The 20,400-nt window shown below is 67.2% G+C and carries 14 protein-coding genes; 9 read left to right on the top strand and 5 right to left on the bottom strand.

Annotated features, from left to right (window positions below; all coding sequences use genetic code 11):
* Window positions 1-3: 3 nt before the first annotated feature.
* A complete protein-coding gene (locus AC1RQF_RS23570; RefSeq protein WP_492873079.1) occupies window positions 4-1,203 on the bottom strand; it encodes an MFS transporter in 1,200 nt (399 codons plus the stop codon).
* 115 nt (window positions 1,204-1,318) lie between these two features.
* Between AC1RQF_RS23570 and AC1RQF_RS23565 the strand changes: the two genes are divergently transcribed.
* Together AC1RQF_RS23565 and AC1RQF_RS23560 are read left to right on the top strand one after the other, a co-directional pair.
* Entirely contained in the window at window positions 1,319-2,314 is a 996-nt protein-coding gene (locus AC1RQF_RS23565) for an AraC family transcriptional regulator (protein ID WP_492873078.1), read from the top strand.
* A gap of 134 nt (window positions 2,315-2,448) precedes the next feature.
* Window positions 2,449-2,877 carry a VOC family protein gene (locus AC1RQF_RS23560; RefSeq protein ID WP_273996919.1) on the top strand — a complete coding sequence of 143 codons (429 nt, stop codon included), beginning with the start codon at window positions 2,449-2,451 and terminating at the stop codon, window positions 2,875-2,877.
* A 263-nt stretch (window positions 2,878-3,140) separates the two neighbouring features.
* Here AC1RQF_RS23560 and AC1RQF_RS23555 read toward each other — a convergent pair whose 3' ends face one another.
* Window positions 3,141-4,031, bottom strand: coding sequence for a nitrilase-related carbon-nitrogen hydrolase (locus tag AC1RQF_RS23555; RefSeq protein ID WP_273996920.1), 891 nt, complete (start codon window positions 4,029-4,031; stop codon window positions 3,141-3,143).
* A gap of 102 nt (window positions 4,032-4,133) precedes the next feature.
* Here AC1RQF_RS23555 and AC1RQF_RS23550 point away from each other — a divergent pair, with 102 nt between their 5' ends.
* The 7 genes from AC1RQF_RS23550 (at window position 4,134) to AC1RQF_RS23520 (ending at window position 14,801) form a co-directional block, all read left to right on the top strand.
* Window positions 4,134-5,030 (top strand): LysR family transcriptional regulator, encoded by an 897-nt coding sequence (locus tag AC1RQF_RS23550; RefSeq protein WP_273996921.1) that lies wholly within the window; start codon window positions 4,134-4,136, stop codon window positions 5,028-5,030.
* Window positions 5,031-5,229: 199 nt separating this feature from the next.
* Window positions 5,230-5,427: a hypothetical protein gene (locus AC1RQF_RS23545; RefSeq protein ID WP_252985882.1), complete on the top strand. Its 198-nt coding sequence runs from the start codon at window positions 5,230-5,232 to the stop codon at window positions 5,425-5,427.
* The gene (gene dbpA / locus AC1RQF_RS23540; protein ID WP_273996922.1) at window positions 5,424-6,812 is read left to right on the top strand and encodes an ATP-dependent RNA helicase DbpA; all 1,389 of its coding nucleotides are present in this window, start codon (window positions 5,424-5,426) and stop codon (window positions 6,810-6,812) included. The genes AC1RQF_RS23545 and dbpA overlap by 4 nt, the downstream gene beginning before the upstream one ends.
* 392 nt (window positions 6,813-7,204) lie before the next feature.
* Window positions 7,205-9,763: a bifunctional lysylphosphatidylglycerol flippase/synthetase MprF gene (gene mprF, locus AC1RQF_RS23535; RefSeq protein WP_492873091.1), complete on the top strand. Its 2,559-nt coding sequence runs from the start codon at window positions 7,205-7,207 to the stop codon at window positions 9,761-9,763.
* A gap of 38 nt (window positions 9,764-9,801) precedes the next feature.
* A complete protein-coding gene (locus tag AC1RQF_RS23530; protein WP_273998430.1) occupies window positions 9,802-11,031 on the top strand; it encodes a virulence factor family protein in 1,230 nt (409 codons plus the stop codon).
* A gap of 207 nt (window positions 11,032-11,238) precedes the next feature.
* Entirely contained in the window at window positions 11,239-11,712 is a 474-nt protein-coding gene (locus tag AC1RQF_RS23525; RefSeq protein WP_273996923.1) for a hypothetical protein, read from the top strand.
* Between the two features lie 290 nt (window positions 11,713-12,002).
* Entirely contained in the window at window positions 12,003-14,801 is a 2,799-nt protein-coding gene (locus tag AC1RQF_RS23520; RefSeq protein WP_273996924.1) for a TonB-dependent receptor, read from the top strand.
* A 139-nt stretch (window positions 14,802-14,940) separates the two neighbouring features.
* Here the strand turns inward: AC1RQF_RS23520 and AC1RQF_RS23515 are convergent, their stop codons facing one another.
* The 3 genes from AC1RQF_RS23515 to AC1RQF_RS23505 all read right to left on the bottom strand — a co-directional run bounded on the left by AC1RQF_RS23515 (window position 14,941) and on the right by AC1RQF_RS23505 (window position 20,302).
* Window positions 14,941-15,591, bottom strand: coding sequence for a 2OG-Fe(II) oxygenase (locus AC1RQF_RS23515; RefSeq protein WP_273996925.1), 651 nt, complete (start codon window positions 15,589-15,591; stop codon window positions 14,941-14,943).
* Window positions 15,592-15,632: 41 nt separating this feature from the next.
* Window positions 15,633-19,034 (bottom strand): autotransporter domain-containing protein, encoded by a 3,402-nt coding sequence (locus tag AC1RQF_RS23510; RefSeq protein ID WP_492873090.1) that lies wholly within the window; start codon window positions 19,032-19,034, stop codon window positions 15,633-15,635.
* A gap of 875 nt (window positions 19,035-19,909) precedes the next feature.
* Entirely contained in the window at window positions 19,910-20,302 is a 393-nt protein-coding gene (locus tag AC1RQF_RS23505; protein WP_273996926.1) for a hypothetical protein, read from the bottom strand.
* Window positions 20,303-20,400 lie beyond the last annotated feature (98 nt).

The raw sequence follows: 20,400 nt of genomic DNA, 5'->3' as shown, positions 1-20,400 counted from the left end.
AGTTCATTGCGCGCCGCGTGCCGGCACGCCGAAGAGGATCGTCAACACGCCGAGCACCAGGACGCCGACCGCGCCGACGAATACGCCGTTCACGCCGCTCGCGTCGAACACGGCCCCGCCCGCGGCCGCGCCCGTCGCGATCGCCATCTGCACCGCCGCGATCATCAGGCCGCCCGCGCTCTCGGCCTCATCGGGCACGGTGCGCGTGATCCAGGTCGACCAGGCGACCGGAATCCCGCCGAACGCCATGCCCCACAGCGCGACCAGCAGCGCATCCGCGAACGGCGCGCGGCCGAGTAGGACCAGCGCCGCGCCGAGCACGATCATCAGCGCCGGCATCGCGATCAGCACCGGCCGCAGGCTGCGCTCGATCAGCCGGCCCGCGAGCGAGGTGCCGATGAAGTTCGCCACGCCGTAGCCGAGCAGGATCGCCGACAGGCCGCTCACGCCGACGCCCGTGACGATTTCAAGGAACGGCTGCAGATACGTGAAGAACGCGAAGTGCCCGACGAACACGAGGATCGTCGCGAGCATCCCGAGCGCAACCCCCGGCCGGCGCAGCACGTCGAACAGCGTGCGCAGCCGGGTCGCGCCGCTGGGCGCCATCGCGGGCAGCGTGGCCGCGAGCCAGGCAAGCCCGAGCACGCCGAGCCCCGCCGCGATCAGGAACACGTCGCGCCAGCCGATCAGTTGACCGAAGTAGCTGCCGAGCGGCGCGGCCGCGATGGTCGCGACCGACACGCCGCTGAAGATGATCGACAGCGCGCGCGGCACCATCGCGGGCGGCACGAGCCGCATCGCGGTGGCGGCCGCCATGGTCCAGAAGCCGCCGAGCGCGACGCCGAGCAGCACCCGGCCCAGCAGGACGAGCGGCAGCGTCGGCGCGAACGCGACGCACAGGTTCGAGGCGAGCAGCAGCGTCATGAACGCGAGCAGCACGCGCCGGCGGTCGATATGGCGGGTCGCCGCGGCGGTCAGCAGGCTCGTCACCAGCGCGACCGTCGCGGTGGCCGTCACCGCCTGCCCCGCCACGCCCTCCGTCACGCGCAGGTTCGACGCCATCGGCGTCAGCAGGCTCGCGGGCAGGAATTCCGCCGAGACGAGGCTGAACACGCCGAACGCCATCGCGAACACGGCGCCCCACGCGGGCTGGACGCACGCCTCGGCCGGGACGAAGTCGGCGGACTGGATGCTGGTACTCATGCGGGATTCCGTCTGCAATCGGTGATGGACAAGGTCGTCAGCGTACCGATCGGCAGCGGGACGATCTATGACATAAAATCCGCATTACTTGATCAATCGTCCGGATTCCACGCCGATGCCCGCTACCCTGCCCTCTGTCGACCATCGCGACCTCGTGAGCGAACTGCTGCTCGGCATGCGTCTGTCGGGCGTCAAATATCGCCGCATCCAGGCCGCGCCGCCGTTCGGCGTCAGCTTCGGTCATACGCCCGGGCGCGCGCAATTCCATTTCGTGGCGCGCGGCGCGGTGCTGCTGAGTGTCGAGGGTGGCGCGCCGTGGACGCTGTCGGCCGGCGACGCGCTGTTGCTGCCGCACGGGCGCGCGCATGCGCTGCTGTCCGCGCCCGACGTGCCGTGCCGTGCGATCACCGCGTTCGAGGCGGTGCCGATCTGCGATGCCGTGACCGGCGTCAGCGCCGCGCAGCCGTTCGAGCACGTCCGCGCGGGCGCGCCGGGTGCGGACGAGGCGTTGATTTTCAGCGGCTGCATGGACCTCGATCTCGGCGGGATGCAGCCGCTCGTCGCGTCGATGCCCGAGGTGATGCATGTCGGCACGCTGGTCGACCGCTATCCGGAGATCCGGCCGATCCTCGACGCGATGGAGCGCGAATCGTGCGCGGAACGGGCTGGATTCGCCGGGATACTCGCGCGGCTCGCCGACGTGGTCGCCGCTTGTATCGTGCGCGGCTGGGTCGAGTGCGGCTGCGGCGATGCGTCGGGCTGGGTGCGCGCGCTGCGCGACCCGCGGCTCGGCCGCGCGATCGTCGCGCTGCATCGCGAGCCGGGGCGGAATTGGACTGTGGCGGAACTCGCGGCCGAGATGGGGCATTCGCGCACGGTGTTCGCGGAACGCTTTCTGGCGGCTACGGGTATGACGCCGGTGCGGTATTTGACTGAGTTGCGTATGCGGCTCGCTGCGCAGTGGATTGCGCGTGACTGTGAGCCGATTGAGAATGTCGCTTATCGGCTGGGATATGGGTCGCTTGCGGCGTTTAGTCGTGCGTTCAAGCGGGTTGTGGGGCATCCGCCTGGGGTCGAGAGGATGCGGGAGGGGGGGGTGGTCGATGGGTAAGTGGTCGGGTCTTGAGGTTCAGCGCCTGATGCATCACGGATCAGAAGACGCTCGATCGCCAGCTGGTGCATGAGCGCTAAACTGTCACATATAGTTGGACACACGCAGCACCCATCCACCTCGAAGGACGCCAAATGATCGACCACGTTTACATCTCAGTCACCGACATCGACAAGGCGATGGCGTTCTATTCGGAAGCCTTGAAGCCACTAGGCTGGAGAGTGTTCGGCAACTACGACTCCGCCTCGGGCCCGGATGGCATCCCGGATCTTTACGGCATCGGCGACGACGTGTATGGCAACGGAAAGGGTGTTGGATCGAGCATCTGGCTACGTCAACGCAGGCACGGCGAGACCGGGCTTTACCTCGGGATCGTCTGCGACACGAATGAACTGGTCGACGCCGCCTACGCAGCTGCAATCAAAGCCGGCGGCATCGATGAAGGGAAGCCGGCAGATCGTACCTATTTCGCCCCCGGATACTACGCCGCCAATGTTGCTGACTTCGATGGCAATCGTCTTGAGTTCGTACACAAGGCGTGGAACCCCAAGCGAAACGCATAGCAATCCGGGCTGCCTGCACCAGCTTCGGGCGATCCTGTATCGAATATCTTGTGATTGACCGAAACGAGTCGGCAACGGCCCATCCCAAAAGATGGATTTTGAGAACGGCCGTTCCTTGCACGGCGACTCGAATGACGAATTCGGACGTCCACGAAAATACCAGGCGCAGGTTTCGGCGTAGCTTTCTGATTGAGTTCTTGTCAGATAAGTCGCAAAGACCGACGCTCACCGCGTGACGCCCAACACCAAGCCCCGCACCCACCTCATTCCACATCACGCCGACGCGGTACGATCGCCACGCCCAATGCGATCGATCCACCTGCAACGCTCGCACGTCGCCGCGGCGGCGTGTCGGCATGCGCCGCAGCAAGCCTCCCATACAACTCCGGCCGACGCACACCGAACCACGCGCGGCCCGCACTGCGCGCCGCGATCCGCGCATCCGCCAGCACCGCCTCGGCATCGCTCGCGACCAGACACCCCGCCGGATCGATCACACAGGCGAGAGGCTCGACCGCCGACGAGACCCCCACCCCATTCGCCACCACATAAACCCCGTTATCAAGCGCACGCGCCGGCAGCACGCAACGCGCCCAGGCATGGGAATCACGCGTCGACAACCGATGCGGCGCGATCAGCAAATCGGCCCCCGCGAGCGCCGCGACCCGCATCGTATCGGCGACAAACACATCCGCATCGAGCAGAATCCCGATCCTCATCCCCCACGGCGATGACTGCACGCTCACGCTGTCGCCGCGCGCGAAGCGCGGATCGCGCGCATGCAGCTGACGGTGCCAGTGCCAATACCCGCCCGGCGCGCAAAGCGCATAGCTGTCGTACAGGCGACCATCACGCCCCTGCTCGATCAGCCCGACACCCGCCGCCACGCCGGTCGCATCAACCGCACGCGCAAGCGCGGCCAGCGCCGGACCGTCAACCGGCTGCGCAAGCGCGGCCAGCGCACCCGTGCCGAACGCCGCCGGATCGACACCGCCCGTCAGACACGCAGGCGGAAACACCGCCAGCTCAACCCCCTCCCGCGCCGCCCGCCGCAACGCCCCTGCCAGCGTCGCAGCGCGCGCGTCGGCATCGCCCGCCAGCGCAGGCAACGAAACCGACGCGATCCTCACCCCTCCCGATGCTGCTGCCTTCATGTCTCCCCCGTAGACGCATGCCCAAATCGGCACACCCCCATTGAAGCGCGACGCCTTAAATACGTAAAATGAATGTTTTGACGGTTTTAATAACCCAAGAGAATGGAACTCAAACTCCTCCGCGCATTCCTCACGGTGGTCGAATCCCGGCATTTCGGTCAGGCAGCCGATGCGCTCGCGCTGAGCCAGCCCGCGCTGAGCAAGCAGATCGCGGCGCTCGAATCGAGCCTCGGCGCGCGCCTGTTCGAGCGCGGCCGGCACGGCGCGGAGCTGACCACGTTCGGCGCGACCTTCCTCCCCGACGCCCAGGCACTCGTGCGCGACGCCGACGCGCTGCTCGCACGCGCCCGCGAGGTGGGCAGCGGCGCGCGCGGGCGTCTGCGCATCGGCGTGTGCATCTCGGTGCTGCCGCTCGCACCGCGCCTGATCGCCGAGTTCCGGCGCCGGCATCCGCAGGTCGACGTGACGCTGCACGACCTGCCGTCCGACATCCAAACCAGCCGCATGCTCGCCGACCGGCTCGACGTCGGCTTCATGCGCATGCCGGACGACCCGAACCTCGACGCCTTCCACGTCGTCGACGAATACCTCGGGCTCGCGCTGCCGCAGTCCATGCGGTTCACGCGGCTGCCCGCCAATCTCGAGGTGCTGAACACGCTGGGCTTCGTCGCCCTCACACGCAACCAGGGTTCCGGCATCGCCGCGCAGATCGACCGCTGGTGCGCCGCGCACGACTTCACGCCGCGCGTGACGCAGCACGCCGACGATATCCAGACCGTGCTCGCGACCGTGGTGGCGGAGGTCGGCGCGGCCTTCGTGCCGTCGCGCGCCGAACACCTGCTGCGCGACGCGCGCGTGCTGCGCCTGCGCGACGCGGCCGCGCGCTGGGAGATCGGGCTCGCGTGGCACGCGGGCCGCGACAAGCCGGTGACCGCGCGCTTCGTCGATTTCATGCACGACGCGCTCGCGGCCGCCGCGCGCCGCCGCCCCCGTGCCTGACACGCCGACGGCCGCCCGCCGCCCCCGAACCCCGGCCCCGCACACGCGGCACAACCCGCGCGCACCGCTCGATGGCCCGCATCCGTTAAAATGACGGCCTTCGCGCTTTCGCGACCACCCCACCCAGGCCCGCGCCCTCCGCGCGCCCGACCGCCCGGCGCCCCCTGCCGGCGCCACCGAATCCAGCTGGAGATTGATCGTGTTCACCTGTAGAAACCAGAGCTGCGGCTCGCCATGGGCGCTGTCCGACGTCGTCATCAAGGACGAAGGCCAGGGCCTCCTGTTCCGCTGCCCACTGTGCGGCGCGCGCAATTACGTCGAGCGCTTCGAGGCCGAGGACGGCACGGTCGCCTATGAACAGCTGCCGGGCCGCCCGGATCTGTGGATGGCCCCATGAGCGCCGCCGCCCCGTTCAGCACACTGCCGCTGTCGCCCGCGACGCAGGCCAACCTCGCGCAGCTCGGCTATGCCGAGATGACGCCGATCCAGGCGGCCAGCCTGCCGCTCGCGCTCGCCGGCCACGACCTGATCGCACAGGCCAAGACCGGCAGCGGCAAGACCGCCGCGTTCGCGCTGAGCCTGCTCGCGCGCCTCGACACCAGCCGCTTCGACGTGCAGGCGCTCGTGCTGTGCCCGACCCGCGAGCTGGCCGACCAGGTCACGCAGGAGATCCGCCGGCTCGCGCGCGCCGAAGAGAACGTCAAGGTGCTGACGCTGTGCGGCGGCACGCCGATCCGCCCGCAGGCCGCGAGCCTCGCGCACGGCGCGCACGTCGTGGTCGGCACGCCGGGCCGCATCCTGGATCACCTCGATCGCGAAGCCCTCGCGCTCGGCGCGTTGAACACGCTGGTGCTCGACGAGGCGGACCGCATGCTCGACATGGGTTTCTTCGATGACATCGCCACGGTCGCGCGCCGCTGCCCCGCCACGCGCCAGACACTGCTGTTCTCGGCGACCTACCCGGACGGCATCGCGAAGCTCGCGCGCCAGTTGCTGCGCGAGCCGAAGGAAGTGAAGCTCGCCGAGCGCCACGACGACAGCAAGATCCGCCAGCGCTTCTATGAAGTGACCGAGGACGAACGGCTGCACGCGGTCGGCCTGCTGCTCGACCACTACCGGCCGGTCAGCACGATCGCGTTCTGCAACACCCGGCAGCAGTGCCGCGACCTGCTCGACGTCCTGGTCGCGCAAGGCATCCACGCGCTCGCGCTGCACGGCGAGCTGGACCAGCGCGACCGCGATCAGGTTCTGATCCAGTTCGCGAACCGCAGCTGCTCGGTGCTGGTCGCGACCGACGTCGCCGCGCGCGGCCTCGACATCGCGCAGCTCGAAGCCGTGATCAACGTCGACGTGACGCCCGACCCCGAGGTGCACGTGCACCGGATCGGCCGCACCGGGCGCGCGGACCAGGACGGCTGGGCGCTGAGCCTCGCGAGCATGAACGAGATGGGCCGGGTCGGCGCGATCGAGCAGGCGCAGGGCCGCGAGGTCGAATGGCAGCCGCTGGCATCGCTCACCCCCGCGAACGACAAGCCGCTCTTGCCGCCGATGGACACCTTGCAGATCCTCGGCGGACGCAAGGAGAAGATCCGCCCGGGCGACGTGCTGGGCGCGCTCACCGGCGACGCCGGCTTCAGCGCCGCGCAGATCGGCAAGATCAACGTGACCGAGTTCTCCACCTACGTGGCCGTCGAGCGCGGCATCGCGCGCGAAGCGCTGCGCAAGCTGAACGCGGGCAAGCTCAAGGGCAAGAAGGTCAAGGTCCGCATGATGAACGAATAGCGGGCCCGCCCCGCGCCGGCGGCGCGGCCCTCGCCGCGCCGCCGGACATAAAAATCGCGTAAACGCGCACACGAATCGACATAGGGCCAAATCAACGCGCCGCCGCCCGCACGCCCCGTCCGTCGCGGGCTTCGCGCACGGCGCGGCGCGCCGCACGGGGCGCGCCGCTGGCGCCCGCCTGATACCCCGGATCGCGACCCACAAACTTCGCGACAAATCCCCTCAATATGATTAATGAATCTGTAAGACGCACCCTGTAAACTGCAACCCTCCTGTAATCACGCACCGCTTGCATAAACCGGGCCGACGCCCACGTAGAACAAGCCGAGCCGCGCCCTGAAACGGCGCACCAGGTGCGTGCATACCTCCACGGATTCATGAAATTCACCGAAATGGCGCGACGGGCGGCGGGGATGCTGGCACGCACGTCCCGCCTGCCGTATCGCGATCGTCTGCTGTCGCCGCTCCTCGCGATCGGCATTGGCATCGCCTTGCTGCTCGTCTTCCAGCATCTGTCCTCGAGCGTCGACTACCGCTCCGTGATCCGTCAACTGCGCCGGCTGTCGGCCGGCGAATGGGGCGCGGCGCTGTCCGCCACCGCGCTCAGCTATCTCGCGCTCGTCGCCCGCGACGCGGTCGGGCTGCGCTATGTCGACGCGCGCGTGCCGCGCACCTCGCTGTGGGTCGGCGCGATCGCCGGCTCGGCGCTCGGCAACGCGACCGGCTTCGGCGCGCTCACGGGCGGCGCGGTGCGCGCGCGCGTGTACGGCACGTCCGGCGTGAGCCCCGCGCAGGTCGGGCGCATGACCGTGTTCATGAGCGGCACGCTCGCGGGCGCGCTCGTGCTGATGACGGCCGCCGGCATGCTCGGCGGCGCCGCGCAGCTCGCGCCGATGCTGCACGCCGCGCCCGCCTCGCTCGCCTGGGGCGGCGCGGCGCTGCTCGCGCCGTTCGTGCTGCTCGTCGCGCTGTGCGGCCGCGAGCCGCACCCGGTGCGCACGCGCTGGCGCTGGCTGTCGTTCAACGTGCCGGCGCGCCGCGACCTGGTCGCGCAGATCGGCTACGCGGTGATCGACGTGGTCGCGGCCGGGCTCGCGCTGTGGGCGCTGCTGCCGCACGCGGAGGTCGGCTTCGCGAGCTTCGTGACGATCTACGCGGCCGCGCTGCTGCTCGGCATGATCGGCCACACGCCCGGCGGGATCGGCGTGTTCGAATCGGCGATGGTGTTCGCGCTCGGCCAGAGCGTGCCCACCAACGCGATGCTCGCCGCGCTGATCGCCTATCGCGCGATCTACTTCGGCGTGCCGCTCGTGCTGTCGGCGGGCCTGCTCGCGCTGTTCGAGGGGCGCGCGCTGCGCGAACGCGCCGCGCGCGTGCCGCATCTCGCGCCGCTGTTCCTGAGCCTCGTGACCTTCTCGGTCGGCGGCATGCTGGTGATCTCGGGCGCGACGCCCGCGTTCCGCCATCGGATCGCGGTGCTGCACGACCTCGTGCCGCTGTGGGTGCTCGAAGGCTCGCAGGTGCTGTGCAGCGTGCTCGGCGTCGCGCTGCTGTTCGTCGCGCGCGGGCTGCTGCGCCGCCTCGACGCCGCCTGGTGGATGACCTTCGCGATCACGGCGATCAGCCTCGCGCTCTCGCTGACGAAGGGGCTCGCGTTCGTCGAGGCCGGCGTGCTCGGCTCGCTGCTCGGGCTGCTGGTCGCGAGCCGCGGTCATTTCAACCGCCACTCGTCGCTGTTCGCCGAGCGTTTCACCGCAAGCTGGTTCGCCTCGGTCGCGCTGGTGCTGATGCTCGCCGTGTGGGTGCTGCTGTTCGCGTTCCGCGACATCCCATACACCCGCGAGCTGTGGTCGCATTTCTCGTTCGACGAGCGCGCCTCGCGCGCGCTGCGCGCGACGCTCGCCGCCGGCCTGTGCGCGGCGATCGTCGCGCTGTGGCAGCTGCTGCGCCCCGCGCCCGGCCGCTTCGTGACGCCCTCCGAGCAGGATCTCGCCGACGCGGAGCGGATCGTGCGCGCGCAGGAATGCAGCGACGCCGGGCTCGCGCTGATGGGCGACAAGAGCTTCCTGTTCTCGGAATCGCGCGGTGCGTTCCTGATGTATGCGAAGCACGGCCGCACCTGGGCCGCGCTGCACGACCCGGTCGGGCCGCGCGCGGAGTGGGCCGGGCTGATCGGCAAGTTCATCGCGCTCGCGCATGCGCACGGCGGCCGCGCGGCGTTCTACCAAGTGCGCGCGAACGCGCTGCCGCTCTATCTCGATGCCGGCCTGACGCTGATGAAGCTCGGCGAGGAAGCGCACATCGCGCTCGACGCGTTCGACCTGAACGGCCCGCACCGCGCGCACCTGCGCTACGCGCTGCGGCGCGCGGAGCGCGACGGGCTCAGCGTCGAGACGATCGCGCCGGCCGACGTGCCCGACGCGCTCCCCGTGCTGCGCGGCATCTCCGACGACTGGCTCGACAGCCGCGACGCGCGCGAGAAGAGCTTCTCGGTCGCCGCGTTCCATGACGGCTATCTCTCGACCCAGTCGGTGATGCTGGTGCGCCAGGGCGGCGCGCCGATCGCGTTCGTCACCTTCATGACGACCGACCTCAACACCGAGGCGACGGTCGGCGTGATGCGCCACGTGCCGGGCGCATCGCCGTATGCGATGGAATACCTGTTCACGCAGCTCGCGCTGCACCTGAAGCAGGACGGGCTGCTGCGCCTGAGCCTCGGCATCGCGCCGTTCTCCGGCATGGGCGCGGCGCCGATGTCGTCGCCGTGGCACCGGCTCGGCCGGATCGTCTGGCGCTTCGGCGGCCGTTTCTACAATTTCCGCGGCTTGCGCGCGTTCAAAAGCAAGTTCGAGCCGCATTGGGAGCCGCGTTATCTCGCGGCATCCGGCTCGGTCGGGGTGTTCGTCGCGCTGGCCGATTTATCCATGCTGGCGGGAGGTCGGCGTTCATGATGTATTCAGTTTGGCGGCGCGCATTCGTAGGCGCGACGATGGCGGCAACGGTCGCGCTGGCGCATGCCGCGCAGCCGGAAACGATGTCCGGCGGACGTTACGGCGACGTGAGCGTCACCCGTCCGGCCGGCGCGATGCGCGGTTTCGTCGTGCTGTTCTCCGATGAGGGCGGCTGGCGCGCGAGCGACCAGACAGCCGCCGACACGCTCGCGAACGCGGGCGCGATGGTGGTCGGCGTCGATACGCCGCGCTATGCGGCGAATCTCGCGCAAAAGGTCGAGGCATGTCATCACCTGGACGGCGACGCCGAAGCGGTCAGCCATCAGCTCGAGCGGCAGATCCGCTCGCCGCGCTATTTCGCGCCGATCGTCGCGGGCAGCGGCCAGGGCGGTGAACTGGCGCGGCGCATCCTGCAGCAGGCGCCGGAGAACACCATCGCCGGCGCGGTCGCGGTGGGCGCATCGCGTCCGCTCGATCCGCGCTTCAAGCCCTGCCAGCCCGATCCGTCGGTCAGCCGCCGCGCGACACCCGGCTTCGTCGAGAGCGCGCCCACGGGCGACGCCGCGAAGGTCGCGGCGCTCGTCGCGCCGCACCTGCGCGACGGCAGCGCCGACGAACTCGACGTCTCGGACCTGCCGCTCGTGCCGCTGCCCGCGCGCCAGCCCGATCCGGACGGCCTGCTGGCCATCGTCATCTCGGGCGACGGCGGCTGGCGCGATCTCGACAAGACGATCGCCGAGGCATTGCAGAAGGACGGTGTGTCGGTGGTCGGCTGGGACAGCCTGCGTTACTTCTGGAGCGAGAAGCCGCCCGCGCAGACGAGCCGCGACCTCGCGCGCGTGATGCGCACCTACATGAAGCGCTGGCACGCGCGCCACGTCGCGCTGATCGGCTATTCGTTCGGCGCGGACGTGATGCCGTTCGCGTACAACCGCCTGCCGGACGACCTGAAGGACAAGGTCCGGGTGATCTCGCTGCTCGGCCTCGCGCCCGCCGCCGATTTCCAGATCCGCGTGACCGGCTGGCTCGGCATGCCGGCCAGCGACAAGGCGCTGCCCGCGCGGCCGGAACTCGCGAAGCTGCCGCCTGCCGCCGTGCAGTGCTTCTACGGCGCGACGGAGAAGGACTCGCTGTGCCCGGCGCTCACCGGCACCGGCGTCGACGTGATCCCCACACAGGGCGATCACCATTTCGGCCGCGACTACGTCGCGCTCGAGCAACGCATCCTCGCGACCTTCCGCAAGCGGATCGCCAACCTGCCGAAGTAATGCCGCATCGCCGCGAAGCGCCCCTCCCCGGTGCGCGCTTCGCGGCGGTACGCGCCTCGCGCATTTCGCCGCGCGTCGTTCCGCGCCGCATCATTCAGCGAATTCGAATAAGCGCTCGACTACTTCGCGCGCGGCGCTGTTTTTTGTTCTTACGCTACCTATACTCGACCCCATGCAGGCACGCTGCATGACGTAACGCTTGCGCCCTTGCCGTCACATCAAGCCAGCCACAAGACAGCGCATGTCCGATTTGTAATTCAGACCATTCCTTGCGGCGAGAACCGAACGCGGCAAATCGCCTTATTCTTCAACTGCGTGGCCGATAGCGTCATTCCGTATCTACAAAATAAACGTAAGGATTATGCAATCCGGCTTAATCAGACGAATCAAAAACAATTCGTCCGCATCAAACATATTTTGACCACGCGTTTCTGTCTTGCTATGGTTTCGGCACCCGACCAGCCAGTTCGGTCACCATTCCGAGACGCCGCCCCGCCCTTGCCGGACGGCCTGACGAATGCACCGGACAGCCTGGAAAGGGCAGCGCGGTACATGACGAAAAAGCCGCCGGCGAACGCGACGATGCGACCGGCGGACGCGACAGAGGTGGGGTTCCCGACATTCAATCGAATTGCAGGCAAGCATCAATCAAAATGTAAGGATTCCTCTTCATTTGATTGATGGCTCGTCGCAATCGATTTCGACCTCCTCTTTCCCATCGAAAATCATGTCCCGCCGGATATTCATCTGCATGCGGGTTGATTTCTCTATAGATAATTTCGCATAACGAATCATTTATTCAAGCAATGAACCGACGCATTCAATGACGGCGCCGTGTCCACAGGTATCAGGCAGTAGGGGTGCAGGCAGCGATCGTGCATCGCATAAGAGCGCCGAGATCCGGACCCCGGGGTAACGAGGCCCCGGCGTACGCGGCGGATGGGGTCTTACCGACGAGTGAGAGGAGCAAGATGAAACAACGAGCATTGGCGGTGGCGATCAGAAGAATCGTGTGGGCGGAGCTTGCGTTGACAGCCACGCTGGCGTCGCCGGCGTTCGCGCAAAGCCAGCCCGCGCCGGGCGCCGTCGCGGTCGCGGCCGAAGTGGCCAAGCAGGCGCCGACCACCGTCGCGCAGGCCGCCCCACCCTCCGTCGTGCCGGCCGACGCGGCCGCGCCGGCCTCGGACGCGGCCGCCGCGCCCGCCGCCCCGGTCAAGGCCGGCCAGGGCAACGTCGCGCAGATCAAGCGCTTCGAAGTGACAGGCTCGCTGATCCGCAGCGCCGACAAGGTCGGCTTCAACCAGGTGCAGACGGTCAGCCAGAAGGAGATCCAGGAGAGCGGCTACACCAACGTCGCGGACTTCATGCGCGGCGTGTCGGCCAACTCGGCGAGCAGCTGGAGCGAAGGCCAGACCAACGGCTTCGCCGCGGGCGGCGCGGGCATCGCGCTGCGCGGCCTCTCCGAGAAATACACGCTGGTGATGGTGGACGGCCAGCGGGTCGCGCCGTATGCGTTCGCGTCGAACGGCACGGATACGTTCTTCGACCTGAACACGCTGCCGCTCAACATCATCGACCACATCGAGATCGTCAAGACGGGCGCGGTGTCGCAGTACGGCTCCGACGCCATCGCGGGCGTGGTCAACATCATCACGAAGAAGAACTTCCAGGGCCTGCAGCTCGACGGCAGCTACGGCGGCGCGACCCAGGGCGGCCAGGGCACCACCAAGTTCAGCATCCTCGGCGGCTTCGGCGACCTCAACGCGGACCGCTTCAACGTGACGGCGGCCGCCAGCTTCTACCGCGCGACCGGCTTCACGATCGCCGATCGCGACACCACCAAGAACCAGGACTTCACGGGCCAGCCGGGCGGCCTGTCGCTGCTCGCGCCTTCGTTCTGGCAGACCAACGGCGGCGCGACCGCGCAGGCGCTCGCCGGCTGCCCGTTCGGCGGCTCGGTGAAGCCCGCCGCGAGCAACTATCTGACCGCGGGCGCCGGCATGGGCGGCACGATCTGCGGCGCGAACTCGGGCGAATCCACCTCGATCGCGCCGTGGACCGAGCGGCTCAGCGCGAAGGTGCACGCGGACTTCAAGGTCAACGACGCGATCACCGCGTTCGGCGACCTGTGGGTCAGCTCGAACAACACCGACCAGAACAACGGCGTCGCGACCGTCGGCAGCCCGTCCTCGCCGACGCTCACGCTCAACCCGGCGACCGGCCAGCTGAGCCAGTTCAACAGCGTCGTGCCGGTCAGCAACCCGTACAACACGACCGGCGCCGCGACGCCGCTCGCGTACACGTTCCCGGGCACGGACTCCGACGTCACGCGTTCGACCTTCTGGCGCTTCGCGACCGGCGTGAAGGGATCGTTCACGATGCCGTACGGCGACTGGGACTGGTCGACCGCGTACAGCCATTCGCAGAGCATCGTGACCAACACGCTCAACAACGTGCTGAACGCGAGCGTGGTGAACAACATGTACCAGAACGGCACGCTGAACTTCGCGAACCCGTCCGCGACGCCGAACGCGTTCAACGGGCTGTACATGCAGACCGGCAACCAGGGCGTGTCGAAGCTCGACGCGATCGACGCGACGCTGTCGACGCCGAACCTGTTCAAGCTGCCGACGGGAGACGTGGGCTTCGGCCTCGGCGCGCAGTTCCTGCATGAAAGCGAATTCATCGGCCAGAGCGCGCCGTCGCTCGAAGGCTTGGTCCTGAACCCGCTCACGCAGTCGGTCAGCGGCTCGCGCAACGTCGCGGCGGTGTATTACCAGTTCGACATTCCGATCATCCGCAACCTGACCTTCAGCCAGTCGGGCCGCTACGATCACTACAGCGACTTCGGCGGCGCGTTCTCGCCGCGCTTCGCGCTGCGCTACCAGCCGATCAAGGAATTCACGATGTACGGTTCGTACAATCGCGGCTTCCGCGCGCCGACCTTCGTGGAGAACACGCCGTCGCAGAACATCGGCCTGCAGCAATACGGCAACACCCTCGTGAACACGCTGCAGACCGGCAACACGAGCCTGCAGCCCGAGCGCACCCGCAACATCAACATCGGCTTCGAGACCTCGCCGACCCGCAACACCGACTTCGGCTTCGATTTCTACAAGATCTTCATCGACAACGTGATCGGCCAGGCCAACCTGAACACGGTGGTGGCCGCCAACAACCCGTCGCAGGTCGTCCGCGATCCGGTGACGGGGCAGATCACCTACGTGATCCTGCCGTACCAGAACCTCGGCACGCTCGAAACCGACGGCTTCGAAGGCACCTTCCGCCAGGCGCTGCCGACCAAGATCGGGACCTTCACGCTGTCGGCGGACTGGGCCTACGTGCATCACTTCAAGATCGGCTTCCCGGGCAGCCCGACGGTCGACTCGGCGGGCAACAACTTCGCGATCACGCAGCCGTTCGGCGCGAGCTTCCCGCGCTGGAAGGGCAATACGTCGCTGAACTGGGCGTACCACAAGTGGAGCGCGACGCTGACCTGGGAATACACGGGACCGTACTCGCAGGCGCTCGGCGTCGCCGCGCCGTCGCCGGCCGAGGACAGCGTGGCGTCGTACAGCCAGTTCAACCTGTTCGTGAACTACAACGGCTTCAAGAACTGGACGCTGTACGGCGGCATCAACAACATCTTCAACCGTGCGCCGCCGTTCGATCCGGTCTGGCAGAACGCGCTCAGCCAGGGCGGGTATGACCAGTCGCTGTACATGTACTACGGCCGCTTCGTGCAGGTCGGCGCCACCTACAAGTTCTGATCGCCGGCCACACCACCGGCATTCGACGGGCCGCTCCCCTTCCCTTACCCACCCTTGGGAGCGGCTTTTTTTTGGTTCATCGCGGGAAACCGTGGCGGTTTTCCGGGCAGTGGGTCGTCTGACCGACGGTTTGCCAAGCTTATTTTTCCTCGGGCTTTTTCATCGGTGAATCATCGCAAGCGTTGATCGCGCCACTCTGCGTCTTGAACATCAGCGTGATGCGCATCGTCGGGCAGGTGCGCGACACACCGCGCGCGACATGGTAGACGAAACCGGGAAAAACCAGCAGCCGATTCGGTTTCGGATAGATCGCCGCCAGAATGTCCGTCCGGTCCTTGTTGAAGAGGACCGTTTCGCCTCCCCAATCCGGATCCCAGTGTTCGTGCGGGTAGTACACCGCCGTGCAGGCACCCATCGCGAGTGAATCGGTATGCACCGCTCCATCGGTGCCGTAGGGCAAGCCGTTCGCGTAGCAGCTCTGCAGCGCATGACGCGGCAGATACGACCGCGCGACGCGCTGCCAGCACGCGTGCAACAGCGGCGCGCAGGCGGCCAGTTCATGGCTTGCGTCGTGATGCCCGTCTCGCTGCACAGGATCCCGCGATCCGGCGAAGTGCCGGTTCCAGAATGATTCGGCACCGGCTCCGTTGTGCGAGCGCCAGCCGTGGTGCCACGCACCGTCCGACAGGAATTGATAGACCGCCGCCTGCTCGTCGCGGGGCAGCAGGTCGTCGATGATGGTGATGTCTTGCCAGGCGCGCCTCGCGCCTGGCAGGGTGTCGAGATTCATCCCTACTCCGTCGATGACCGCAGGCGGCGGCCGCCCGCCGTTCAGAATTTCCAGCTCAGATTGCCTTGCACCGCGTGATCCGATTGGCGGCTCGCCAGCGCGCCCGAGTACCCGATGCTCGCGCGGCCACCCTTGCCGAACGCGAAGCCGGCATCCACGCTGACCACCGCCGCGTCCTTCGCAACCGGTACGCTCGCGACCGTAAACCCGCTGCTGCCAGACGCGAACGCGAGTGTCGCGACCGGACGGCCGCTCGTCAACGCATGCTGCCACCCCACGCTGCCCTGCAGCGTAAGCTGCAGCGCCGACGTCAACGCCAACCGCGTCGTGCCGCGCACGCCGAGCGTCGAGAACGACACGTCGTTGCTGCCTTCCTGCACGCGCACCGCGGCCGCGCCGCCAGTCTCGGTCATCCCATTGTTTGTGAGGTGAACGTACGCGAACCGGCCGAATGGCTCGACCTCGGCCGCGCCTCCGGTCGCGAGCCGGTAGGCCGCCTCGGCGAACACCTGGGTCGTCTCGGCGTTCAGCGTGCCAGTCTCGTTTTCCGACGTTGCGCCGTACTGAACGTAGCGGTCAACGCCACCTCGGTGCCATGCGTGCACCACGCCCGCGCGCAACCCGAATGCATTGGGTTGCCACGCAGCATACCCGCCGAGATGAAAGCTGTCGAACGAGGCAGAGGACGGTGCACCGCGCAGGCTGACGCCGCTGTGGCTATAGCCCGTGAGGCCGCCCACACGGACGTCGTCGCGCACCGCCGCGTCCGTGCCTGCGAGAAAGCCCCCCGTCGAGCTGGTGTAGCCGCTGACGCCATCGCCGCGCGCGCTACCCCATGAACCCAGCAATCGCGCCCAGACGCTGGGCTGCGACGCGACCGCGTCACGCGTCGTCGCGATTCGGTCGAGCACCGCGTCGCGCACCTGCCGGCTTTCGTTGATGAGCGTCGCATAAGCGGCCGGGTAGATCTCGCCCGTCAATTGAGCGAGCGTCGCCTGCGGCGCCAGTGCGGAAGTCGCGAACAGCACGCTGTTGTATACAGCGCTGCCCGGATTCAACGTCTCCAGCGCGTTCGCGACGCCGCGTTCGTTGTCCGTGCGCGCGACGCTCGCGAACGGCGTGGCGCTGCGGTTCACGACCAGACTGACGCTCGTCGGACCATACGTCAGCGCCGGCGACACGAACAGATAACCGCCGGGCGCGGCGAATTGGCCTTCGACACCGCCCGCCGCGTTGAAGATGTCGAAGCGACGTCCCAGCACGGCGCGCGACTGTTCCGCACTCAACGGCGGCGGTGCGTTCTCGAGCGCGAGGCTCAACGCTCCGCCCGCCACGCGCGCCTTGCCGCCCGCGTCGATCCGGTCGCTCGCGCCGCTCGGCGACAACTCGACCGCGTAGGTCGAGCCCGGTGCGAAACGCACGTCGCCCGCCACCGACAGCGCGCCGATCGAGTGCCCCGGCGCGACGGTGCCGCCCGCCGTCGCGGTCAGCGAGCGCATCGCGCCGTTGCCGTTCACGAGGCCACCGTTCCCGACCGATACATCGCCGCTCGCGCCGTCGAGCGACGCGCGTCCGCCATCGACCATGACGTTGCCAGTCCGACCCGTGATCGCGGCCACGCCGAGCGCCTTGATATTCACGTTGCCGCTCACGCCCCCCAGCGCGGCGACGCCGTTCGTCAGCAGCACATCGCCCGTCGTTCCCGTGCTTTTCACGGCGGCGGCGCCCGCCTGGTCGATCGACAGACGCGCACTCGTACCCGCGATCGTCGCGACGCCTCCGTTCACCGCGACGTCGGCCGTACGGCCGTTCACCGTGAGCCGTCCAGCTGCGTTGACCACCGCGCCGGACGCGATCGAGCCATCGATCCGCAGTTCGCCGCCGTCGACGGTCGTCAGCCCGCGGTAGGTGTTCGCCCCCGCGAGCGTCAATACGCCCCCGCCCGATTTCACGAGACTGCCCTGGTATTCGCGGGCCTGATAAGCCGCCTCGCGAGCGACGCCCGTCGCATAATCCACTTTGTCGCCATCGCTCGCAGCGGCGGGCAGCCCCTGCTCCCAGCCCTTCGCCTTCAGCGTGCCGAGCCACGCGCGATGCTCGGCGTCGTCCTCGATCTTGCGTGCCGCGAGTGCAACGTCCGAGATGTCGTTCGACCACGCGTCGGCGACGCCGGTCGGCAGCGCGGCGCGGAACGTGCCGAGCAGTTGCCCCGGCCCGTTCATGGCCTTGCGCAGGTCGACGAGCCCCCAGCCGCCAAACGTGTTCGGCACGTTCGTCGTTCCCGGCTTTGCGGGGTGGACGGGCGAATACAGGCTGTTGTTGCTGTCGTAATCCGGCCGGCTCGGGTCCGGCTCCATGTTCTGCGCGGTGGTGAACATCACCGACAGCGCCTGCTCGCTCGTCATGTACGGAAACCGCTCCATGATGAGCGCGAGCGCCGCAGACGCGTGCGGCGCGGCGGCCGACGTGCCGTTGAAGTTCGCGTAGACCGCGCCCGTCGGCGCGGACGAACGGCCCGAATACGACGTGGACGGCACGCCTGTCGGCGCCATCACGCACCACCATTTCGCGATGCCGCACTGGTTGTAGACTTGCCCGCTCTGCTGGTCGTAGCCCGTCGTCGTCATCCAGTGTCCTTCCAGTTCCGGATGAAAGTATGCATACGAGCCGCGCAGGCTCGCGTTGTCGTAACCAGTATTGCCGGCGCTGAAATTGTTGACCACGCCGCCGCGTGACACCTTTGCCGCCGCATCGAGCCACGTGCCCTGTCCGGTCTGCGTGCGCACCGCCTCGTGCAACTTGTATGCGTCGGTGATAGTCGCGGGCGTGCTGTAGTCTTCTTCGTCCGGCTGCGAACCCCAACTGTTGCTGATGATGCGTACGCCCTTCGCCGCAAGCGCGTCGTAGACGTCGGCAAAGTATTTCGCGTTCGACGTCGGGAATTTCGGATCCGACACACCGAACAGGAAGCCGTCGGTCGCATTGGTGTTGCCCTCGTAGACCGTCGCGTCGGGCGCGACGCCGTGCATCCCGACACCATCGCGAGCCCCCCCGATCACGCCGCTCACGAACGTGCCGTGATTGTTGTTCTTCGCATTCAGCACACCCGACACGCCGTCGACGGTGACGGGCACGAAACGGCTGGCGGACAGTTCGGGATGTTGTGCGTAATAGCCTGAATCGAGTACTCCGACCGCGATGTTCTTGCCGGTGAAACCCGCCGCATACGCATACTCGGCGTGCATCGCGCCGAGCCCCCATTCGTTGGTGAACTCCGGCGTGCGCCAGCTCGCGGGATCGCCGCGTTTTCCGGGCTCCTGATACGGCGCGGCCTGTGCGGCGGCCGGCCTTGGAATCACGGCGGCGACGACGAGGAGTTGGAACAGCAGCATCGACGTGGAGCGGGGCGCCCAGTGGCGGTTGTTATGCGTCGCCATGCGAATTCTCCACGTGAATCAATTTGCCAATTATTAAGGTAGCCATTCTTATAATTAAGTTTGTTGTGTCAGAGTTCGCACGGAAATCCCCGTTGAACCAAGGGTCTGCGACGAAGATTTCTTAGCCGAAGTACGGTTATCCATCGGTGATGCCGGGCCTCATGGCGGCAGTCCCGCGAGCAGCACCTTGTGTTGAACATCACCCTATAGCCACCCGCCCACATCCAGAAGAAGATGCGGGGTAAATCAAATTGCCGATGCCACTGCCAACCAGAAAAATCTCGCTGGCATCAAGCTCTTACATATGGCGAATCCGCATACGCCGTCTCGAATTTATTCATACCAATTTTTATTGTCGCCGCATCGCGACTCAGAAAACAAAACGAGCATCGGGAGAATAATATTCACCCCGGATGAACATTATCTTTCGATGTTGCTGCGAATTGGCCTCATCAAGCAGAAGCATGCATTCGACGCTCCTTCTTGACGGCCAAAGATTGGCATCGAAAAAATAAAAAATCAATACGATTATCTTTCCTTTTCAAGGAGAACATAATTTATGAATTTTTGTGCATTAATGTGTTTGTTATCCCTACATTTCTACACAATGGAATTGCGGGTGACAGGCGTGATTAGCAGGATTGGCGTACCCGGCGACGTCATTGGCGAGCATCAACAGCGGCCGTGTTCAGTGCGGCGCTTCCCACGATTTTTCCTGCGGATGTATATGGCGCCCTCACTCGCCGCTCGGCAGGCGTCGCGCGGATCAATAGCGTTCGACGACGATGCCCGCGACGACGCATCGCGCGCGGGCATCGGGCATGGGACGCGCACAGCGCGCCGGCACGGGACGACCCGGGCCGCGTATTTTTGCTTTTGAGCTACAGCGCGGCGTCGATCACGAGGCTCGCGCGCACCATGCGGATCCGCGGATCGAAGAAATAGCCGCCGCCTTCGGTGTAGCGCAGCAGCAGCCGGCCGCAGTCGCGGCACGCCCACACGTCGCAGCGGTTGTACGGGAAGTAGCGCGGCGCGATGGGCGCGTCCGGCGACCAATAGCCGACGCCGTCCGGCAGCCATTCCCGATCGGACGGATCCGCGTCGTCATCGGCGCGCAACGTGCCGACCCGCGTCAATGCAGCTTCGTCGAGCGACAGGGGTTGGGACTGCCAGCCGTCGAGCGGCGTCTTCTGGCAGTTGCAGGCGGCGAAGGCGTGGGCTTCTGCGTGGGCGGCCAGTTCGCGGAGGGCATGGGCGTCGAGCGTCGGCGTCATCTGCGTGAGTCGTGGGTGAAGGGCGGAGACGGAAACGTCATTGTCGCCGAGCGCGGTGCGGCTGTCATGCCGGTGGTCGCGCTCGGGCCGACATGGCG

This window comes from Burkholderia sp. GW821-FHT14F03 (assembly GCF_058803765.1).
The sequence above is the reverse complement of the archived record's forward strand: the minus strand, read 5'-3'. Positions and strand labels throughout refer to the sequence as shown.

Coding starts and splice junctions, on each gene's coding strand:
- AC1RQF_RS23570 (WP_492873079.1), bottom strand. CDS start 1,203: ATGAGTACCAGCATCCAGTCCGCCGACTTCGTCCCGGCCGAGGCGTGC.
- AC1RQF_RS23565 (WP_492873078.1), top strand. CDS start 1,319: ATGCCCGCTACCCTGCCCTCTGTCGACCATCGCGACCTCGTGAGCGAA.
- AC1RQF_RS23560 (WP_273996919.1), top strand. CDS start 2,449: ATGATCGACCACGTTTACATCTCAGTCACCGACATCGACAAGGCGATG.
- AC1RQF_RS23555 (WP_273996920.1), bottom strand. CDS start 4,031: ATGAAGGCAGCAGCATCGGGAGGGGTGAGGATCGCGTCGGTTTCGTTG.
- AC1RQF_RS23550 (WP_273996921.1), top strand. CDS start 4,134: ATGGAACTCAAACTCCTCCGCGCATTCCTCACGGTGGTCGAATCCCGG.
- dbpA (WP_273996922.1), top strand. CDS start 5,424: ATGAGCGCCGCCGCCCCGTTCAGCACACTGCCGCTGTCGCCCGCGACG.
- mprF (WP_492873091.1), top strand. CDS start 7,205: ATGGCGCGACGGGCGGCGGGGATGCTGGCACGCACGTCCCGCCTGCCG.
- AC1RQF_RS23530 (WP_273998430.1), top strand. CDS start 9,802: ATGGCGGCAACGGTCGCGCTGGCGCATGCCGCGCAGCCGGAAACGATG.
- AC1RQF_RS23520 (WP_273996924.1), top strand. CDS start 12,003: ATGAAACAACGAGCATTGGCGGTGGCGATCAGAAGAATCGTGTGGGCG.
- AC1RQF_RS23515 (WP_273996925.1), bottom strand. CDS start 15,591: ATGAATCTCGACACCCTGCCAGGCGCGAGGCGCGCCTGGCAAGACATC.
- AC1RQF_RS23505 (WP_273996926.1), bottom strand. CDS start 20,302: ATGACGCCGACGCTCGACGCCCATGCCCTCCGCGAACTGGCCGCCCAC.